Raw genomic sequence first — 19740 nt, 5'->3', positions numbered from 1 at the left:
CTTGCTGTTACATAACGCGCTTAAACATTTTCTCCAAATCATAAGTCGAGAACGAAACCACAATCGGTCGTCCATGCGGACATGTGTATGGCTGCCGGCAGGCGCCCAAACGCTGTATCAACGTCATCGCCTCCTGCTCCGTCAGCTTCTGATTGGCTTTGATGGAAGCCTTGCAGGAACACATGATCGACGAGGTTTCTCTCAGCTTGGCGATATCGATATTGCGTTCGCTCAGCACCCATTCAGCCATCTCTTCGATAATGGCCTTCTCGTCGCCCTTGGGGAACCAGAACGGATGGGAACGCACCAGGAAGGTATGACCGCCAAAAAACTCCATATACACACCAACCTTCTCAAACCAGTGCAGCCGTTCCTTCACCTTCTCCGATTCCGAGGGCGTAAATTCCAGCGTAATCGGCAGCAGCAGCTCCTGGGATGCGTCTGCCGGGTTGCCAAACTGTTCGTAGTAATACTCGTAGTTAATCCGCTCATGCGCGGCATGCTGATCAATCAGGTACAGCCCGGTATCATTCTGCGCTATGAGATAAGTGCCGTGATGCTGGCCGATAAGCGTGAGCTCCGGAAATGGCGGGATCTCAGGAGCCGGTCCTGAGGCGGCCTGCAGCCACTCTTTCGTTACGGCAGGAATTCCAGCATTCCCCCTGGTCTCATTGCGGTATTCACTGCGGTAAGAAGAAGCTGCTGCCGTTTCCCGCATTTGCGAGGTGGCAGATGTACCTGCTGCTCCGGACCCATACGCGCGTTTGATATCCGGCTCAGACTGGGTGAAGACCTGCCCCTCCGGCCATTTCGATGCAGGCGGCACCCTGAGAGGCATGTTTCCGCCAATTGAAGGCTCGCCGCTTCCTGGGATTGCGATTTCCCGTTCATTGCCGCTGCCGTTCGCCGAGGCATGGCCTTGCGCAGGAGAAAATTGCAGCTGTTCCTGGATATAGGCGTTGTCGCTTTTACCAATATTTTGTTTGGCCGGGCGTGGAATCAGGATTTCCTGCTGCAGCACCTTGCGAATTTCTTCCTCTACCAAAGCGAACAGCTCTTGCTCTTTACTGAACCGCACCTCCAGTTTGGATGGATGCACATTCACATCAATCAATGAGGGGTGCATGGACAGTTGAATGACAACGAGCGGAAACCGGTTGATTGGCAGCAGCGTATGATAACCTCTCAAAATCGCCTGCATTAAACCGTAGTTCCGAATATACCTCCCATTGATGATCAGCGACATGCCGTTACGGTTGGCCCGGGTATAATCCGGGCGGCTGATATATCCGCTTAGCGTGTAGTCCATATTCTCCGCTTCAAACGGCAGCATCGCTTTGGCCGATTGGGTACCGTATATGGCCGCAATGACCTGAAGGGCATCGCCGTTGCCCAGCGTCTGCAGCAGCGAGTTTCCATTGTGCCTGAGCGTAAAGGCAATATCCGGCCGGGAAAGGGCCAGACGATACATATAGTCGGATATATGCCCCAGCTCGGTTTGGATCGTTTTCATATATTTCAGCCTTGCCGGCGTATTGAAGAACAATTCCTTCACGAGAAAATCCGTTCCTCGGGGTGCAGCCGTTTCTTCGTTCACGCGCAGATGACCGCCTTCGATTTCGATCACCCGTCCGCGGCCATCCTGAGCATTGGACGTAACCAGACGCACCTTGGATACGGCCGCGATGGATGGCAGGGCTTCGCCCCTGAATCCAAGGCTGGTGATTTGAAACAGATCGCGGCCTTCAGCGATTTTGCTTGTCGCATGGCGGTAAAAAGCCGTCTCGCAATCCTCCGGATCAATGCCGGCGCCGTTATCCGTTACGCGAATGCTGTCCAGTCCGCCTTCTTCGACCGTTACGTCAATCTTGGTGCTCCCGGCATCAATGGCGTTCTCGACTAGCTCCTTCACAACGGAGGCAGGCCGCTCCACCACCTCACCGGCAGCAATCTGGTTTGCAATATGCTCGTCCAAAATCCGAATAATCCCCATCGTTCCTACCTCCGTTTCATTTCATTCCCATGCTAAAATCACATATCCTTCGCTTGAAGCTTCAGGTCATTCAGGAATTGCATGGCCTGAAGCGGCGTCATATTCATCACGTCTACGCCTTTAACGGCAGCAATGAGGCTCTTGACGGCAGGATCTTGAGAAGCTTCCTGCGCCATGGAATGCTGATCCTTGCCAGGCTTAACACTCGGTTCAGGCACTTCCTCCTCGCCAAAAATGGAGAGCTGCACCACGCCGCCCTTCCGGTCGGCACCGCTCAAGCTTTCGGTATACAGCATCTTATTATCACGATGCTCATAGACAGCTTCCGGTCCGCTTCGTCTCTCATCGGAAGGAGCTGCGGCAGCTGGCTGCTCGCGCTGCATCACAATCCCTTGCTCCGATGCCACCGCGGCCAGCGAGGCCATCTCCAGGCCCTGCAGGAGCCCATAGGCGCGGTCAATGATGCTGCCGGGCAAACCTGCCAATCTCGCACAGTAAATGCCGTAGCTGCTGTCAGCCGCGCCAGGGATCAGCTTGCGGAGGAAATGCACTTTGTCTCCGCTTTCCTGAACCGCCATGGAATAGTTTTTGAGACCGCCAAGGCTTTCCTGAAGATGGGCGAGCTCATGGAAATGCGTGGATACCAATGCCTTACAGCCGATATGGTCATGCACATACTCAATCACGGCTTGGGCAATCGCCATGCCTTCACTCGTTGACGTACCGCGTCCCAGCTCATCAATAATAATCAGACTGCGGGGCGTTGCTTTTTCCGTCATGACCTGAATATCCGCCATTTCCACCATAAAAGTGCTCTGGCCGCCGATCAGATCGTCTGCCGCTCCGATGCGGGTAAAGATACGGTCCACCAGCGGGATAACCGCGCGCTCTGCCGGAACAAAGCAGCCCATCTGGGCCAAAATCGATAACAAGGCAACCTGGCGCATGTATGTGCTTTTTCCAGCCATATTCGGACCGGTAATCAGCAGGATCGAGGAGCCGTCCTTGCGTAAATCCGTCCCGTTCGCGATAAACGATGAATCCTTCATGACGGCTTCCACGACAGGGTGGCGACCGCCTTCAACGATATAATCATAACCTTCGCTCAGTTCCGGCTTCACGAACCGGTATTCCGCGCTGACCGCGGCCAGGGATTGATAGACGTCAATCTCGGCAATGCGCTCCGCGAGCTTTTGGAGCCGGCTCACTTGGGTATTCAGCTTGTCCCTGAGCTCGGTAAAGAGAGCGTACTCCAGATCCACCATCTTCTCCTGTGCCTCAAGGATCAATCCTTCCTTCTCCTTCAGCTCGGGCGTGACATAACGCTCCGCGTTCGCCAGCGTCTGTTTGCGCTCATACCGGCCTTCCGGCAGGGACGAAAGATTGGACTTCGTCACCTCGATATAATAGCCGAACACCTTGTTGTAACCGATCTTCAGCGACTTGATCCCCGTAGCGGCGCGTTCCTTGGCTTCCAGCTCGGCGATCCAGCGTTTGCCGCTGGTGCTCGCTTCACGAAACTCATCCAGCCGCTCGTGATAGCCCGGCTTGATGATGCCTCCGTCACGCACGGATACCGGCGGTTCGTCAACAATCGCATTCTCGATCAGTTCGCACAGATCGTCGCAAATATCCGTATCCTGAGCCACCCGGCGCAGCGTCTCGGAAGCAGACTGGGCACACAGCTCTTTTAAGGAAGGAATTTGTCTTAATGACAGCTTGAGTGCGTTCAAATCCCGTCCGTTCGCGCTGCCGAACGCGATCCGGCCGACCAACCGCTCCAGATCGTATATCTCTTTAAGCGCCATCCGCAAATCTTCACGCAGTATGTACTGGTTATACAAATGCTCAACAGCCTCCAGCCGCTCTTCAATCCGGCTGCGGGACAGCAGAGGTTTATCGATTCTCCGCCGCAGGAGTCTGGCTCCCATCGAGGTTTCCGTGCGATCCAGAAGCCACAGGAGCGAACCTTTCTTCGAACGCTCACGAACCGTCTCAACCAGCTCCAGGTTGCGTCTGGTGAACGGATCCAGAACCATGTATTGTCCCGGTTCATAGGAAGCAATCTGCGTCAGCTGCCCCAGCGACCGCTTCTGCATCTCGCTTAAATACGAGATCAGCAGGGATATGCAGGCTCTTCGCTCCTCTTCCAGGCGGGCCCAAGCCGGCTCACCGAACTGGGTGCGTACCAATGCGTCCTCCCTACGATCCCATGCCGTATAAACGATGTTGCGGCTGCCTGGAAGCGCCTGAGATGAAATGATATCAAGCAGCGCTGCATCCCCAATAATCTCGGAAGGCTCATAGAGGCCAATCTCATCCCGCAGCCATTCCTCCGAAGATGGAACTGACGTCACATAAAGCTCCCCGGTTGACAGATCGCATGCAGATAAAGACATCAAGCCGCCCGTTTCCGTGACACACACCATGTAATTGTTCGACTTGTCGTGCACAACCTTGCCGTCCATGATGGTCCCCGGCGTCACGACCCGAACGATTTCCCGCCGCACCATGCCTTTGGTGACTGAAGCATCCTCCATCTGTTCGCAGATGGCGACTTTGTACCCCTTCTCAATCAACCGCTGAATATAACCCTCCGCGGAATGATAAGGGACTCCGCACATCGGTATTTTCTCTGCACCGCCGCCTTCGCGGCCGGTCAGCGTAATCTCCAATTCCTTCGATGCAAGGATCGCATCATCAAAAAACATTTCGTAAAAATCGCCTAGGCGGAAAAAAAGAAACGCATCGCGCGCTTGTTCTTTGACCTTCAAATATTGTTCAATCATCGGCGTATATTTAGCCATGACGTACCTCCATTACCTTCTAGCTTGACCTCCATTATAACAGAAATTGACCGCAAGGCATTACGGTTTAACGTGCGCGTTCAAAAAGGTCGGTTTTCAGCACCGAGAAGGTTGGATGAAGCTAGGGAGTGAGGAGCGGAGCGTACGTAGTTTGTACGTGAGCACCGGAAGGCCCGGCTGAATTCAAGATTCGATGCCGAGTTGCTTCTTGATTCACTTCGTGATCAAAATCGGACTTTTTGAACAACCTCTTAAACGGGAATATTCCACAGTGGCCTGATATCTCTGCTTTCATCCCAAGCCCGCCCCGCTTCCATGTGAGCAAGCGCCAGTTCGATTTCGCGGGCAAAGTCCGAATATTCCGGCAGCGCTGATAAATCCCTGTGCCAGCCTGCGATACATTCTTTAAGCACGGACTTGTCGCCTTCATAATAGGCGCGATGGTAACGCTCCGTATTGAATGGCCTCGCCAGCAAACGATCGCTGTATCGAGCTGCCAGGTAGGCAACATACAATGACACCTTCGCGACAAGCGGGGAAACGAGAAAGCTGGGAAGCGTACGGTATTCAAACCCGCCATACGGCTGCCTCCGAAAATCCCCCAGGAACCCATAACGGGGTCTGCGAGAACGCCCCTTGGGGTCTTCGAGCAGCGCCAGCGGCAGAGCCAGATAATTATCCAGCGTCTGAAGAAGAGACAGGGAGAGCGGTACTCCGCTGAAATGAATATGACCGCCTAGCGGGAAATCACCATAAGGCAGGGCTCCTGCCCTCCATGTCAGTGAATGATCGGCAATCAGGCTCTGGGCTTGACGCAGAGCTTTTTGCATTTCAATCATTAACGCCTTCGGATTCGCTCTCGGTAACGGCCTGAGCTCGGCAATGGGGTAAATAACCTCACCCCGAAAACGAACGGCGTCACTGCCGACCGACCCGCCGTGCTCCATAAATTCGGATGCAAACACAATCTCCCCGTTATCCTTCATCAGCACAAACTCGGGATCCATCCCCATGAGCAGCGGCGCAGCCAAAGGGGATTCACCGTCTTCGTTATGCGCGTGAAAACCTGCCGCCGGCACCCCCTTCGCACTCATAACGGTTTTACTCCGGCCCGCTTTCATGCGGATGTCCTCGACTACATATCTTCGCCCTGGCCGGGCATTGATGATAACCTCTCCTTCATCCACACCCAGCGTATACAGCGACCGCAGGGCCGCTTTCTCCAATCGCCGATGCAGGCCATCCTCATACCTCCCGTTCTCGGGGTCAGGCTCAAACATGACTTCACTGCCGCCGAGCTGATAGGAGCGGATTGAGACTGCGGACAGCTGCTCAACATGAACCGCGTACCTGGCCGTGTAATGCTTTTCCTCAACCGAGCCCAAGCCCAGAAGGGACGGTATCCCGGATCTGGACAGACGCGCTTGCGCGAGAAGCACAGCAGCTCCCTTCAAGGGTACATATTCTTTTACAGCAGCTGGTTTTACTTTAAATTGAGCCATCTCCTAGTCCCCCTGTAAAAAAAATAAAAAAGAGGGCATCCGCCCTCCGCAAAGCTGCCCTCACTGCATATGCTAAGATTAGAATCATTCCTACAGGAGGGTTATCTTACAGTTCATCCTCCAGACCTTCGTAATCAAGGTCTTCGTAATCATCGACTTCGTCTCCCAGGACGTAATCGAATTCTTTGTCCTCGTAGTCGCCATGATGATGGCTGCATACTTTGACAACGACCTTGGTTTCGGCAATCAGCTCCACCGCGTACTCTCTCTCTACCCGCAGAATGACACTCGTGCCATTCGAGGATACGCTGGCCTCAACGCAGCTCGGCTCCTGTGTCGCTTCTGCCGACACTTCCACCGTGGATGCACGATGCTTCGGATCCAGATAGGAAAGAGGCACGCGTTCTACATACGATACCGTTTCTTTCGCCACATCGGTCTGTGAATTTTTGTCATAGGAATACCAGATGTTAACATCGTAAGTACCAATAACTTCAATTCCGTCTCCGGCGGCAACCGCCTCGTATTGATGGTTTATAATCCAAGCCCCCAAAATACTGGTCGGATTATTAGGCGGAGTCACGGTATGTGTTACGGTAGAGAATTTACGACCCTTGCCGCAGATCGCCTTCGTGATGATTTCTCTACATTGGTGTTTATGACTCAATGACATCTTCGAACCTCCTCCATACAATCATTCCATACATGTGTATGCAAGACATGGGCGAATGTTGAATGAAGTGGTCCAAATAAATTCATATGATGCTAAAAATATCAGATTTTTTTTTGCAAATCCCAGAGCTATACGGCCGAATCCGCGCGCTTCTGCGGTTTTTTTGCCGTGGGCGCCTTATACTTCTTAGAAATATTCAAATAGTATTCCAGCTCATGGCATAGCTGCAGGATCGCGGACCGGACCTCGAATTCTTCGCGGGTCGTCGGCAGTTCCATCTCCTTGAACCTGTCCTCCAGCTCAATCAGCAGTCCTTCGGACTTGCCCGTATACCCTTCGGCAACGACATCCTTGCTTAATTGATCGAATATTTCAGCCGTCAGCACACCGTGAGGAAGCCGCTCGTACACCTGGGATATTTGATGCATCATGCTCTGGATATTCTCCATCTGTTCCTTCCGCATATAAAAATAGATGTTCCAGGAGCCGTCCGGATGAATCATCTGGTTCTCCGATGCCCGCTTCGCTTCCTCAATTCCTTTCTCAATCTGCCGGTTGGCCTCAATCAGCTCTTTACCGTCCCATATATGTTCAGGATCCCGAAGCGTAAGCGAGAAGTGACGGAAAATGACGGAGAAGAGCCCGTCCACCTTCTGGCGGATCTCCATCATCGCTCCCTCGCTGTTCGGCATATAAACCAGGTTCACAAGCATGGCCGATCCGAGACCGATAATCAACAGTTCGATTTGGGTGAGCAAAATGTCCATACCAATCTCTTCCCCCTGGAACACCCGAAACACCACGACCGAACTGGTTACGATGCCTTCCTTGAAGTTCGCCTTTGAAATCGCGGGAAAGGCAAGCAATATGTATAGAGCCAATACCCAATAATGAAATCCGAGAAAATAAAATAGAATACACGCCAGCACCAGACCCAGCAATGAAGCGAACAATCTGGACGATATGGAGCGCACACTCCGTTTTCGCGTGACGTCAACGCCAAGTATAGCAAGAAGACCGGCGGACGTAGCCCCCGGTATGTTCAAGGCATCTGTAATTAAGATGGCAAGCAGGCTTGCCGCAGCCGTTTTGATGACACGAAATCCCATATGATGAAGAGCCTCCAGGCGAGTTGATGATGACTATATATGTTTCCTTATGTGACCACATATATAAGGTATCTTCATCCTAGCTTATTTTTATGCCATAAACAACCATGCCTGGGGGCAATAGACCAAGCCCATTAACGATGAGTCAGCAATTTCCTTTCTATATATACCACCATTTGATACATGGCTGTTGCCACGACGGCGATAATGAGCAGACTCGACAGCACAAGCGTGAAATTGAATACCTGAAACCCGTACATAATCAAGTAACCGAGACCCGATTGGGCGACCAGAAATTCGCCGACGATGACGCCGACCCACGCCATGCCCACATTGACCTTGAGCGTTGATACGATCGCCGGATACGAAGCTGGCAAAATAACCCGCTGAAACACCTGGCGCTTGGTTCCGCCGAACGTCCGGACGACCTTGATCAGATTGGAATCCACCTCATGAAAACTGTTGTATACAACAAGCGTGGTCACGATGACCGTGATGGATAACGTAGTGACAACAATAGCCGTAAAACCTGCGCCAAACATCACGATAAATATCGGACCCAGCGCTACTTTCGGCATACTGTTGAACACAACCATATAGGGATCCAGAACCTTGTTAAGAAACGGTGACCACCAGATGAATACGGCGAGCAGCGTGCCTACCAGCGTACCAAGCAGAAATCCGACAACCGTCTCCCCTACCGTGATCCCCAAGTGCCCCCATAACTCGCCGCTGATCATATTCCCCCATATGTTGGCAAAAATTTTGGTCGGATAGCTGAAGAGCAGCACGTCTATCCATTTGAATCTCCCCGCCGCTTCCCACCAGATAAAGAATAGCAGCAGCATGCTAAGCTGGACGGTCAGCACGCGTCTGCGTAAACTTTTCTTGCGCTTCATGTGTTTTACATAAATATCCTGGAGCCAGCCCTTCGAAGAAGAAGCATGAGGCTCATCCCTTGATGTCATAGGCTTCACTCCTTCCCGATCGTTTGCATTTCGCCCCAGATCTCATGAAACAATTCGTTGAACCCCGGCTCCTTACGAGCATAAAAAGGCTGTACCTGACGTATGTTCTCAGGAATATTGAACATTCGGTGAATCCTCCCCGGGTTGCGGTTCAGGAGAATGACCCGATCGCTCATCGCAATGGCTTCGGACAAATCATGGGTCACCAGGATGGCGGTCTTCCCGCGCTCCTTCAAGGTGTCCACGATCAGATCCTCAAGCTGCAGCTTCGTCTGATAATCCAGTGCGGAGAAAGGTTCATCCAGCAATAGCAGGCCCGGATCCGTCGCCAAGGTCCTTACAAGCGCAACCCGCTGTCTCATTCCGCCTGACAGCTGGGCGGGATAGAGGTTGCCGCTGTCCCCAAGGCCCATCTCCTTGAGCAAACTCTGAACGATACCGCGACTTTCCGGATTCAACCGCTCCGTCAGTTCCAAGCCGATCAAGGCGTTATCCATAATGGTGCGCCAAGGAAATAAATAGTCCTGCTGCAGCATGTACCCGACCGCCGGCGACGGCCCGGTTACCGGTTTGCCATTCACATAGGCGGCTCCTTTGGATGGCTGCAGCAAGCCGGCAATGACAGACAAAATCGTTGTCTTGCCGCAGCCGCTAGGCCCAACCAGGCTGATGAACTCCCCCGGTTCCACCTTCAATTGAATCCCTTCCACAGCCAGAGAGGCTTCCCGATCCGTGACATATACGTGAGCGATATCATTCAATTCAACTACCGGTACCATTGGTGCTCTCTCCCTTCGTTCTATGGATTAGGCTAATTCATCATTTGGCTTGTTTCGCTTTCTCGGCAAAGCTGTTGTTGACGATTCTTTCAGGCGCTACCCGTTCTTTCAGTTCCCCGGCCTGCTCCATCACGTCCAGCAGATTGTTCCATTCCGCCTCGTCCACGATCGGATCGGTCGCATAGCTGCCCTGCTCCTTGTAGCGTTTAACGGAAGACACTACGATGTCGCGGTCGCTATCCTTAAAATAAGGCATGATCGCATCCGCGATATCTTCCGGGCTGCTCGCATCCACCCATTGCTGTGCCTTGTAAAGGGCATTCGTAAACTTCTGCACCGTGGCATCGTTTTTGTCGATAAAGCTCTGTTTTGTCATGAATACGGTATATGGCAGTCGTCCGCTTTCAACGCCAAAGGAAGCGACCACCTTGCCTCGGCCTTCTTTTTCAAAGATGGAGGCCTGCGGCTCAAAGAGCTGAACAAATTCACCGGTGCCGGAAGCATAAGCAGAGGCGATATTTGCAAAATCGATATTCTGAATCAGTTCCAGGTCCGCATGCGGATCGATTCCTTTTTTACGGAGCGTAAACTCGCCTGCCATCTGCGGCATTCCGCCCTTACGCTGACCGAGGAATACTTTACCCTTCAGGTTGTTCCAGTCAAAAGCGCCCGCATCCCTGGCCATCAAAAATGTCCCGTCTGTCTGCGTCACCTGTCCGAAGTTAATGACCGGATCTTCAGAGCCCTGTTGATACACGTAAATCGAAGTTTCCGAGCCGACAAGTGCCACATCGATGGCTCCCGACAGCAGGGCCGTCATCGTTTTGTCTCCGCCAGGGGTCGTCTGCAGCTCGACATCAAGCCCCTCTTCCTTAAAAAATCCTTTTTCCAATGCGACATACTGCGGCGCATAGAAGATCGAGCGCGTCACTTCGCCAATCTTGACCTTCGTAGCCGATCCGCCGCCACCGCACCCGGCAAGCGCCACTCCGCAAACAAGCAGCATGGTTAACGCCAGCCCCCACCATTTTTGACGCTTCATCGTAACCCTCCATTCCCATTGACCCTTTGTTTCTTTTCAGCATATGCATGTGCCTGCCCAAAGGTTAAACGCCTGATAGATATGCTGGGGGCTGTGTTTGATTGGCAATATGGATATTTGGAAACAAATAACATATCCCTAATCCAAGATTACTCGGAACCACGAATCATAACAAAAACGTCTATTAACGCATTTTCACAGAAGACAGACCGTGTTTAGAGGAAGTTTTCTAGCGAGAAAAGGATGGAAGCCCTCGAAGGTGTATACTGTCTTAATACAAAAAAAAACGCAGCCACTTGGGCTGCGTTTATAATGTGGATCAAAGTTTGTAAATCTCTTTATACTTCTCTTCGAGATAATCGGCCAGATAGTCCGGATTCAGTTCTTCTCCGGTGACGCGCAAGATGATCTCGGACGGCTTCTCGCTCTTTCCGTACTTGTAAACCTTGTCCGTCAGCCATTCCTTGATCGGAGCCAGGTTCCCCTCTTCGATGAGCTGGTCGAGATTCGGCAGTTCTTTGCGCATCGTGTAAAGGAACTGAGCCGCATACATATTGCCGAGGGAATACGAAGCGAAATACCCGAAATCGCCGCCGGACCAGTGAACGTCCTGCAGGACGCCCATTCCGTCATTTGGCGGCATAATGCCGAGATATTCTTTATACTTCGCGTTCCAGGTCTCCGGCAGCTCCTTCACGGCCAAACCTTCGTTAAAGAGTTTCTTCTCGATCTCATAACGAATGATGATATGCAGGTTATAAGTAAGCTCATCCGCCTCAATTCGAATGAGAGAATTCTCTACCTTGTTCGCGGCCAAATAGAAATCCTCGATGTCCACGCCCTTCAATTGTTCAGGGAAATGCTGCTGCAGATCTGCAAAATAACGGCGCCAGAACGGACGGCTGCGACCAATCATATTTTCCCACAGACGGGATTGAGATTCATGGATGCCCATGGAGGTACCACCGGAGAGCGGCGTACCCGCAAGCTCCTTATCGATATTTTGCTCGTAAAGGGCATGCCCTCCCTCATGCAAAGAGCTGAATACCGCACTTAGCACATCATCCGGAAGATACATGGTCGTGATGCGCACGTCACCCGGGTTCAAGCCTGTCGCAAATGGATGCACGCTTTCGTCCAAACGTCCGGCTTCAAAGTCGTAGCCCATCTGCTCCAGCAGGAACAAACTGAATTTCTCCTGCTGTTCTTTCGGGAACAGCTGCTTCAAGAAATCCGTTCTTGGCTTGAAGGACGATTTCTGGATCGCATGAACCAGCGGTACCAGACGCGCTTTCAGGCGGTCGAAGATAGCATCCACCTTTTCCACCGTTAAATCTGGCTCATACATATCAAGGAGTGTGTCGTATCTGGTGTTTTTCACGCCCCAATAATCAATAAACTCTTGCTTGAACGCAACGATCTTCGTTAAGTAAGGTTCGAAACCTTCAAAATCGCTGTTCTTCTTCGCCTCCTCCCACTTCGTCTCCGATTGAGCGGCGAGAATGGAGTACTCCTGGAAGCGTTCAGGCGGGATGGATTTGCTCTGATCGTACACCTTTCGCACTTCCGCAATCATGCGGCGTTTGCGATCATCCAGCTGCTGCGCCTGTTTCGGCTCCGCAAAAAATGATAACAGCTGTCCCATCTCTTCCGATATTTGCAGTTTAAACGCCTCTGTGGATAAAACCCCGATCGTTTCCGAACGAATTTCGGTTCCCTTGCGTGGAGCACCTGTCCGTAAATCCCAATGAAGTAGGCCAATAGCTTCGTAATAACTCATAATTTTGCGAACCAATCGATCAAATTGTTCCCATTGTGGTAAATGTTGTACTGCCATTCCGGCACACCTTCTTTTTTTATAATAGGATTCTTCTATACTCTATTGATGATACGTTTTACAAGGTATATAATCAACTTCCAGAAAGAATAAATAACAATATACATATAAAGGAGTGTCATGAGGCCGTGAATATTCAACTCACCCGGCAAGCCGAGCTGAAGCTGAAGGACAAGCTCGGGGACAAGCCGGGCGCAATCAGGCTGATCTATGACACGGAGGGATGCGGATGTGCCGTCAACGGCGTCCCAAGCCTGCGTATTGTAGATGAGCCGACGACGGAAGATATCGCTGTCGAGACAGGAAGCACGGTGCCGTTTATCGTAAACCGCAAGCAGGCCGTTTTTTTCGAAGAGAAGATGAGGCTGGGCGCCGATCCAGCCACTTACTCCTTCCGGCTGGACAGCAGCGGACAGAACTACGGCACCAATATCCAAGTATTAGATGCCAGAGCGTAACTACAACAATTAAATTATAGATAGATACAAAGGAGAGAAAATCGATGGAAAAACACCTTAACAGCATACTGGAACACAATCGCAGCTTTGTAGAGAATAAAGAGTACGAATCCTACCTGACAGGGCGTTTTCCTGAGAAGAAACTCGTCATTATTACTTGTATGGATACACGATTGGTTGAACTGCTCCCTAAAGCAATGAATTTCAAAAATGGCGATGTCAAAATCATTAAAAACGCCGGCGCCATCATTTCACAGCCCTTCGGAAGTGTTATGCGAAGCGTCATGGTAGCACTGTACGAACTGCACGCCGAAGAAGTCATCGTTGTGGGTCACTACGAATGCGGCATGGCTTCCTTGAACGCCGATGATATGATCCAGCATATGAGAGACCGCGGCATATCCGATGAAGTGTTATCCACGCTGGAAAACTCCGGCATCCGGTTATCCAAATGGCTTCGCGGGTTCGATAACATTACGGACGGCGTAAAAAATACGGTGAGCCTGATCAAAAACCACCCGCTTCTTCCTCCAAACGTTCCCGTTCATGGCATGGTCATCGACCCTAACACCGGTGCGCTTGATCTGGTCGTAGAAGGATACGAGAACGAATAAATCAATCAAAGTCAAATGGAAGCACAAACGCGTACGCGTTTGTGCTTTTTTAGTCACAATTTTGCCAAAAGCAGAGAGAAAGCCCCCTCCCCCAGTTGTCAAACCATACAGTTTCAGTGTACACTTTTTATCAACCGGACCGATAGGCGGATGACCATCCACGCCTTAGCGTCCACGATATGCGTTTCAAAGGGAGTTATGTCCATGAATACGTTGTCATACGGCTTGTTAGGGTTACTAGCAAGAAGAGAATCATCAGGATACGATTTGATGCTTCGAATACAGCCCTTTTGGCAGGCCAAACACAGTCAAATCTATCCTCTGCTGTCCAGCATGGAGGAGAAACAGCTGTTGTCCTCGCATTGGGTTCAGCAAAGTGATAAACCGGACAAGAAAATTTATGCGATTACAGAAAAAGGCATGCAGAAGCTGCGTGAATGGATGTACCAACCGATCGCGCCTGCAGTCACCAAGGATGAACTTTCTCTTCGAACCTTTTGTCTGTGGCTGACGGAAATCGGCATCGCCGTCGATATTTTCGAGGACCGCAGAATCGGGTATCTGGAGAAAAAACGTTATTATGAGCAGATTTTAGAGGGAATTCCGGAGGATACCCGCGAGATTGGAAGCAAGGCTTTCAGCAATTATGTACTCGCTACCAAAGGGCTGATGATGGCTGAAACCGAGCTGAAATGGTGTGATTGGGTACTGGAATTACTGAGACAGCAGCAGCACACAACAGCCTCAAAACATGGTCGCACAAATTTTGAAACCTTATCGTGACTCGTCCGTATTACTCTTTATTACTCTAAATTTACTGGGAGGTTCGACAGAACACGATGAAAAAAGTATTGACGATTCTTGTAGCGATTACACTGTTCTTTGTAGCGCTGACGCCTGATTCCGCAGATGCCAGAAGAGGTGGCGGAGGTTTCAAATCCGGGACCAAGTCATACAACAGCACTCCGAAAAAGGATACTAATAATGTTCAACAAACGAACAACCGTTCCAATACAGGGGCAGCCGCTAACACGAAAAAACCAGGATTTTTCAGCGGCGGCAGCTTGATGAAAGGACTTATGATCGGTGGTCTGGCTGGCTTGCTCTTCGGCAGCATGTTCGCCGGCATGGGCTTCATGGGCGAAATCATGGGATTGCTCATTAACCTGATCGCAATCTGGGCTTTGATTATGATCGTTATGGCTGTTGTACGCGCCGTGAAGAACCGTCGTAAACAAAACGATCCTCGCGACAACAACAATAACAACAATCGGTACTAATCCATGGTTCTAAGCATGGACGAAATCGTCAATGCGGTCTGCCTTCATCAGGCGGAACGCAGAGGCGTCAAACCAACCGATGTATCGCTTGAGCTTAGCTGGGACGAAGATACCGGATATACAGCTGAAGTATGGGTCGGCGGAAGAACGCAATATTTGATTGAGGCTAACCTCATCGAAGCTATTCTCCGCTACCTGTACTCCGAGTACAATATCCGCGCTTACAGTGAGCAAGTACGACTTGAGCTGGAAGACGAGATTATCGCAATCGTTCAGCAATAATACCATCTATCGATAAAGGAGCCGCTTCGCTAATATGCGAAGCGGCTCCTTTTTTGATTACCTAAGATAAGTTCGTACATATGATATCCCCTACTCGCGTACAGCCGAGGCACCAAATGCACGATCATCAACGAGCTCATAGTACGATTGGTTTATAATTCAATGCCTTATCAACGATTTCCTCAGGTGTCAGATCTTTTTCCGGCCAAAAAATCAAATTGCTAATGTCGGGGTGGGGAACATTCCGCTGCAGCAATTCGATCCATTCCCCCACCTCGTCCTCGCTGCCTTCCCCATTATAGAGACTTGTCACCAGATCAAGGATTTGCGCTTTCGTTAATTCGTTCATGTACGGCTCCTTTCTTGTCATCGACCCAGCGCCGAATAAATTCCTTCTCAGACTTACTTCAACCGCTCTCCCTCGCTCTCAATGGACTTCATGTTTTTGTCCGGCTAAACCGTAAAAGAAAAGCTCCAGCAAGGTTTCCATGCTGCCGTTGACATGTTCCCGGTTCCCCGAATCCCAGCGTCGCCCCAGCTCATTCATGAACATCGAGAAGTACAGCATCGTAACCTCTTCGGTTTGGTCCTTATGAATATAACCTTCTTGTTTCCCCAGCGCGACAAACTTCATAAAAAAATCTTTCACCTTCTCCTCGCTGTACTGTTGGATCGTCTGACTAATGCCGCGCTCCTCGGAGGTTTGGAAATTCCGAAACTCTTCCGATAAAAAGGTCAGATTTTTAGCCTCCCGCAGCATGATTTCTTGGGTCTTTTCGGCAAATGAACGCCCGGAATCCAGAATGCGCTCATACACCGCCAACTGCTTGTCCGTCCAATCCCTGATCATATCCATATAGAGCTGATCTTTGGTTCCAAAATAGTTATATATCGTTGCAGGTGACACGCCTGCCTGTTGGGCGATTTCGTTAACGCTAACCTTTTGGTAACCGTGCCTCGAAAAAAGCTGGAAAGCGACAGCGTAGATTTGTTCCATTTTTTTATGCTTTCTGCGTTCATACCCGTTCATGTGTTCTCCACCTCAAATGAAGTATAAACCAAGTTTTAGAGTGTATCAATGTTTTCAGTACAAAACAATTGACATTCCCTGCTCGAAATTATACTCTTTTTGTAGTACATCACTTCATTTACTACATAACTTCAAATTAAATTACGATGAAATGAGGGCGGTATGAAATGAAAGCAATAAAGATTCCTTCGTTTCTGCATGAGGTTTTCGGTGAACAGCAATCCATTGCCACGATTCTTGTCATCTTGGCGTTCGGCGGATGTCTGACCCTAGCGGTAAGCCTTGTTTTTCCGGATATCCTGCATTCTTTGCCTTTATGGCGAGGTATCCTTGCTTTATTGCTTATTTTTGATATTTTCTGCGGCTGTATCGCCAACTTCACCCGCTCGACCAGTAATTTCTATGCAGCCCGTAAAAAACAGCGGATTGTGTTCATCGCAATCCACGTTCATATTCTCCTGGTCGCCGTATTGCTGGATACCGACATGGTGTATGCGGTAGGGATATGGGCATATACCATCGCTGGAGCCGTGATCGTGAATACGCTGATTGGGAAATCATCGCAGCATTTTATAGGAGGCTTGCTCTTGTCGATCGGCATTGGGGGTACGTTCTTGCTGTCCAACATCCAGCCCTACATGTTATTGATTGGCACCCTGTTTATGCTGAAAGTATTGTTCAGCTTCGCTGTCGACCATTATGGGGGAGCAGAACAACGGGCATAAATCCTGCCACGCACTCTATCAAGATCCGTTTCCATTCTTCCAGTCTATATCGGGTGTCATTGACCTGTGCTGTGAGATTGTCGATAATAGTAGATAGTAGAATAAGTTCACTATCTTCAAGGGATTGGAGCTATGTAATGAAATATCATAATCTGGAAGAATGCATTATGGATCTGGAGAAACATGGGCATTTGGTTCGTATACATGAAGAGGTTGATCCTCATTTGGAAATGGCAGCCATACATATGAAGGTCTATGCTGCAGGCGGCCCGGCGCTGCTGTTTGAAAATGTAAAAGGTTCGAGGTTCCGCGCGGTCTCCAACCTGTTCGGGACGATCGAGCGTAGTAAATTCATTTTTCGGGAAACCTTTGCATCCACGCAAGACGTCATTGCGCTGCGCAACGATCCGATGAAGGCGCTCAAAAATCCGTTCAAATATATCGGGACAGGATTAGCAGCTAAAACCGCGTTACCTATCAAAAAAACGGGGGGGCTGCCACCTGGGTTTCAGGAAATCCAAATTTCTGATATGCCGCTGATTAAACACTGGAAGGACGATGGTGGTGCTTTTGTCACGCTGCCTCAAGTCTATTCGGAAGATCCGGAGAAGCCGGGCGTCATGAATTCCAATCTGGGCATGTACCGGGTGCAGCTGACAGGCAACGAATATGAAACGAACAAGGAAGTCGGCATCCATTATCAGATCCACCGGGGCATCGGGATCCATCAAGCCAAGGCTAATAAATTGGGGCAGCCGCTTAAAGTAAGCTGTTTCATCGGGGGTCCTCCTGCTCATACGATTTCAGCGGTTATGCCGCTGCCGGAAGGCATGAGCGAGCTAACCTTTGCCGGCTTGCTGTCCGGACGCCATTTCCGGTACAGCTATGTTGACGGCTACTGCATTAGCCACGATGCGGATTTCGTCATTACAGGGGAAATCCATCCCGGCGAGACCAAGCCCGAGGGACCTTTTGGCGATCATCTGGGCTATTACAGCCTGGTCCATCCGTTTCCCGTCATGCGCGTGCACAAGGTTTACGCCAAACAGCAGGCAATCTATCCATTTACGGTAGTGGGAAGACCGCCGCAGGAAGATACGTCCTTCGGCGAACTGATTCATGAACTGACCGGCGGTGCCATCCGGCAAGAAATCCCGGGTGTCAAAGAGGTGCATGCAGTGGACGCTGCAGGGGTACACCCCTTGCTCTTTGCCATCGGCAGCGAACGTTATACCCCTTATCAACAAGTTAAACAACCAGCTGAGCTTCTCACGATTGCTAATCGGATATTGGGCACGGGCCAATTAAGCTTAGCCAAGTATTTATTCATCGCGGCTGAAGAGATGGAGCCTTTAAGCACACATCGCATCGAGGACTTCTTGACCTATATATTGGAGCGCATCGATCTGCAGCGGGACATCCATTTTCAGACCAATACCACGATCGATACACTCGATTATTCCGGGACCGGACTCAACACCGGCAGCAAGGTCGTATTCGCTGCGGTCGGGGATAAAAAAAGGGATTTGTGCCATGAGCTGCCTGAAGCCCTAAAGAATCTCCCCGGATACTCGCCGGCAAAATGGATCATGCCCGGCATTGTTGCGATCCAGGGAGCCCCTTTTACGAGTTATGCCGAAGTGGAGCAGGAAATGGCGAGCCTAAGCGATGCAATCCGCGAGCGAGGTTCGCTCCCGTCTTGTCCGATGATCATTCTGTGCGATGACAGTGAATTCATGAGTGCGACAATGAATAATTTTCTGTGGGCAACCTTTACGCGCAGCAATCCTTCCCATGACATTCACGGTGTGAACAGCCGCTATGAGCACAAGCATTGGGGCTGTGATACGGTCATTATCGATGCCCGTACGAAGCCGCATCAGGCCCCGCCATTAATACCGGATGAAGAGGTCGAACGCAGCATCATGCGTTTATTTGCGGACGGAGGCAGTTTAAGCCGGATTCCGATACGATAAGTGCTGAGCAATCCTAAAGCGGACTACTAACATTTAAATGAATGCAATTTAAACGGGCTGGTCCTTTTAAGGCCAGCCCGTTGTTATAATATTTCATTTTCTACTTGGGAGGAAGAATATGTTTCCAATACTAGAGACCCAGCGATTAAGACTGCGGGAGATCCAGCATCAGGATGCCGGGGCTATCTACAACTGCTTCTCGAATGATGACGTGACTCGCTATTACGGACAAGACACACTGACCACCATTGAGCAGGCTCTCCAATTCGTTGAGCTCTTCGCTAACAACTACAGGGAGAAACGCGGGGTTCGATGGGGCATCGAACGGAAAGATGCGCAGGGTCTCATCGGCACGATTGGGTATAACGTATGGTCCCCGCGGCATAAGAGGGCCGAGATCGGATATGAATTACATCCTGAATTCTGGGGGCAAGGTTATGCAAGCGAAGCCGCCTCCGCCGTTATCCCATATGGTTTTAAGGAGCTTGGTCTGACGCGCATCGGTGCCGTTGTTTTTATCGAGAACCAGGCTTCCCACGCCCTCCTGACCAAACTCGGATTTGAAGCGGAAGGTGTTCTTCGCCAATATATTTATCAAAATGGCGTGGCGCACGATACGCGGGTGTACTCATTATTAAAGAACCAGTTCCATTTGCGTTAGAGAT

The 19740-nt window shown here is 50.6% G+C and carries 19 protein-coding genes; 8 read left to right on the top strand and 11 right to left on the bottom strand.

Annotation, left to right across the window (positions count from 1 at the left end):
• Nucleotides 1-7: 7 nt before the first annotated feature.
• The 9 genes from mutL to AC0VZ8_RS13015 form a co-directional block, all read right to left on the bottom strand.
• On the bottom strand, nucleotides 8-1993 hold the full coding sequence (mutL, locus tag AC0VZ8_RS13055) for a DNA mismatch repair endonuclease MutL (RefSeq protein ID WP_475487095.1): 1986 nt from the start codon (nucleotides 1991-1993) through the stop codon (nucleotides 8-10).
• A gap of 38 nt (nucleotides 1994-2031) precedes the next feature.
• Nucleotides 2032-4800 carry a DNA mismatch repair protein MutS gene (gene mutS, locus AC0VZ8_RS13050; protein WP_475487094.1) on the bottom strand — a complete coding sequence of 923 codons (2769 nt, stop codon included), beginning with the start codon at nucleotides 4798-4800 and terminating at the stop codon, nucleotides 2032-2034.
• A 251-nt stretch (nucleotides 4801-5051) separates the two neighbouring features.
• Nucleotides 5052-6302 carry a putative amidoligase domain-containing protein gene (locus AC0VZ8_RS13045; RefSeq protein ID WP_475487093.1) on the bottom strand — a complete coding sequence of 417 codons (1251 nt, stop codon included), beginning with the start codon at nucleotides 6300-6302 and terminating at the stop codon, nucleotides 5052-5054.
• 106 nt (nucleotides 6303-6408) lie between these two features.
• Nucleotides 6409-6975, bottom strand: a complete 567-nt coding sequence (locus AC0VZ8_RS13040; protein WP_071218248.1) for an outer spore coat protein CotE — start codon at nucleotides 6973-6975, stop codon at nucleotides 6409-6411.
• Between the two features lie 128 nt (nucleotides 6976-7103).
• Nucleotides 7104-8084 carry an aromatic acid exporter family protein gene (locus AC0VZ8_RS13035; protein WP_194542041.1) on the bottom strand — a complete coding sequence of 327 codons (981 nt, stop codon included), beginning with the start codon at nucleotides 8082-8084 and terminating at the stop codon, nucleotides 7104-7106.
• A gap of 134 nt (nucleotides 8085-8218) precedes the next feature.
• Complete coding sequence (locus tag AC0VZ8_RS13030) at nucleotides 8219-9052, bottom strand: ABC transporter permease (RefSeq protein WP_475487092.1); 834 nt, start codon at nucleotides 9050-9052, stop codon at nucleotides 8219-8221.
• 5 nt (nucleotides 9053-9057) lie between these two features.
• Nucleotides 9058-9831 (bottom strand): ABC transporter ATP-binding protein, encoded by a 774-nt coding sequence (locus tag AC0VZ8_RS13025; RefSeq protein ID WP_475487091.1) that lies wholly within the window; start codon nucleotides 9829-9831, stop codon nucleotides 9058-9060.
• A gap of 40 nt (nucleotides 9832-9871) precedes the next feature.
• Nucleotides 9872-10873 (bottom strand): ABC transporter substrate-binding protein, encoded by a 1002-nt coding sequence (locus AC0VZ8_RS13020; RefSeq protein ID WP_475487090.1) that lies wholly within the window; start codon nucleotides 10871-10873, stop codon nucleotides 9872-9874.
• A 319-nt stretch (nucleotides 10874-11192) separates the two neighbouring features.
• Entirely contained in the window at nucleotides 11193-12710 is a 1518-nt protein-coding gene (locus AC0VZ8_RS13015) for a carboxypeptidase M32 (RefSeq protein WP_475487089.1), read from the bottom strand.
• A gap of 128 nt (nucleotides 12711-12838) precedes the next feature.
• On the opposite strand from AC0VZ8_RS13015, the gene AC0VZ8_RS13010 reads away from it, so the two are divergent.
• The 5 genes from AC0VZ8_RS13010 to AC0VZ8_RS12990 all read left to right on the top strand — a co-directional run bounded on the left by AC0VZ8_RS13010 (nucleotide 12839) and on the right by AC0VZ8_RS12990 (nucleotide 15344).
• Complete coding sequence (locus AC0VZ8_RS13010) at nucleotides 12839-13168, top strand: iron-sulfur cluster biosynthesis family protein (protein WP_071218254.1); 330 nt, start codon at nucleotides 12839-12841, stop codon at nucleotides 13166-13168.
• Between the two features lie 44 nt (nucleotides 13169-13212).
• On the top strand, nucleotides 13213-13782 hold the full coding sequence (locus AC0VZ8_RS13005) for a beta-class carbonic anhydrase (protein ID WP_071218255.1): 570 nt from the start codon (nucleotides 13213-13215) through the stop codon (nucleotides 13780-13782).
• 204 nt (nucleotides 13783-13986) lie between these two features.
• Nucleotides 13987-14565 (top strand): PadR family transcriptional regulator, encoded by a 579-nt coding sequence (locus tag AC0VZ8_RS13000; protein WP_113056814.1) that lies wholly within the window; start codon nucleotides 13987-13989, stop codon nucleotides 14563-14565.
• A gap of 56 nt (nucleotides 14566-14621) precedes the next feature.
• The gene (locus tag AC0VZ8_RS12995) at nucleotides 14622-15062 is read left to right on the top strand and encodes a hypothetical protein (RefSeq protein WP_475487088.1); all 441 of its coding nucleotides are present in this window, start codon (nucleotides 14622-14624) and stop codon (nucleotides 15060-15062) included.
• Nucleotides 15063-15065: 3 nt separating this feature from the next.
• Nucleotides 15066-15344 (top strand): YxcD family protein, encoded by a 279-nt coding sequence (locus AC0VZ8_RS12990; protein ID WP_071218258.1) that lies wholly within the window; start codon nucleotides 15066-15068, stop codon nucleotides 15342-15344.
• Nucleotides 15345-15480: 136 nt separating this feature from the next.
• Here AC0VZ8_RS12990 and AC0VZ8_RS12985 read toward each other — a convergent pair whose 3' ends face one another.
• Together AC0VZ8_RS12985 and AC0VZ8_RS12980 are read right to left on the bottom strand one after the other, a co-directional pair.
• Nucleotides 15481-15693 (bottom strand): bacteriocin immunity protein, encoded by a 213-nt coding sequence (locus tag AC0VZ8_RS12985; protein ID WP_475487087.1) that lies wholly within the window; start codon nucleotides 15691-15693, stop codon nucleotides 15481-15483.
• Nucleotides 15694-15771: 78 nt separating this feature from the next.
• The gene (locus AC0VZ8_RS12980; RefSeq protein WP_475487086.1) at nucleotides 15772-16374 is read right to left on the bottom strand and encodes a TetR/AcrR family transcriptional regulator; all 603 of its coding nucleotides are present in this window, start codon (nucleotides 16372-16374) and stop codon (nucleotides 15772-15774) included.
• A 167-nt stretch (nucleotides 16375-16541) separates the two neighbouring features.
• Between AC0VZ8_RS12980 and AC0VZ8_RS12975 the strand changes: the two genes are divergently transcribed.
• The 3 genes from AC0VZ8_RS12975 (at nucleotide 16542) to AC0VZ8_RS12965 (ending at nucleotide 19736) form a co-directional block, all read left to right on the top strand.
• Nucleotides 16542-17099 (top strand): hypothetical protein, encoded by a 558-nt coding sequence (locus AC0VZ8_RS12975; protein ID WP_475487085.1) that lies wholly within the window; start codon nucleotides 16542-16544, stop codon nucleotides 17097-17099.
• 137 nt (nucleotides 17100-17236) lie between these two features.
• The gene (locus AC0VZ8_RS12970) at nucleotides 17237-19075 is read left to right on the top strand and encodes a UbiD family decarboxylase (RefSeq protein ID WP_475487084.1); all 1839 of its coding nucleotides are present in this window, start codon (nucleotides 17237-17239) and stop codon (nucleotides 19073-19075) included.
• 118 nt (nucleotides 19076-19193) lie between these two features.
• Complete coding sequence (locus tag AC0VZ8_RS12965; RefSeq protein ID WP_475487083.1) at nucleotides 19194-19736, top strand: GNAT family N-acetyltransferase; 543 nt, start codon at nucleotides 19194-19196, stop codon at nucleotides 19734-19736.
• Nucleotides 19737-19740: the final 4 nt, after the last annotated feature.

It is taken from the genome of Paenibacillus sp. QJM3NY_38 (assembly GCF_056173265.1).
The sequence above is the reverse complement of the archived record's forward strand: the minus strand, read 5'-3'. Positions and strand labels throughout refer to the sequence as shown.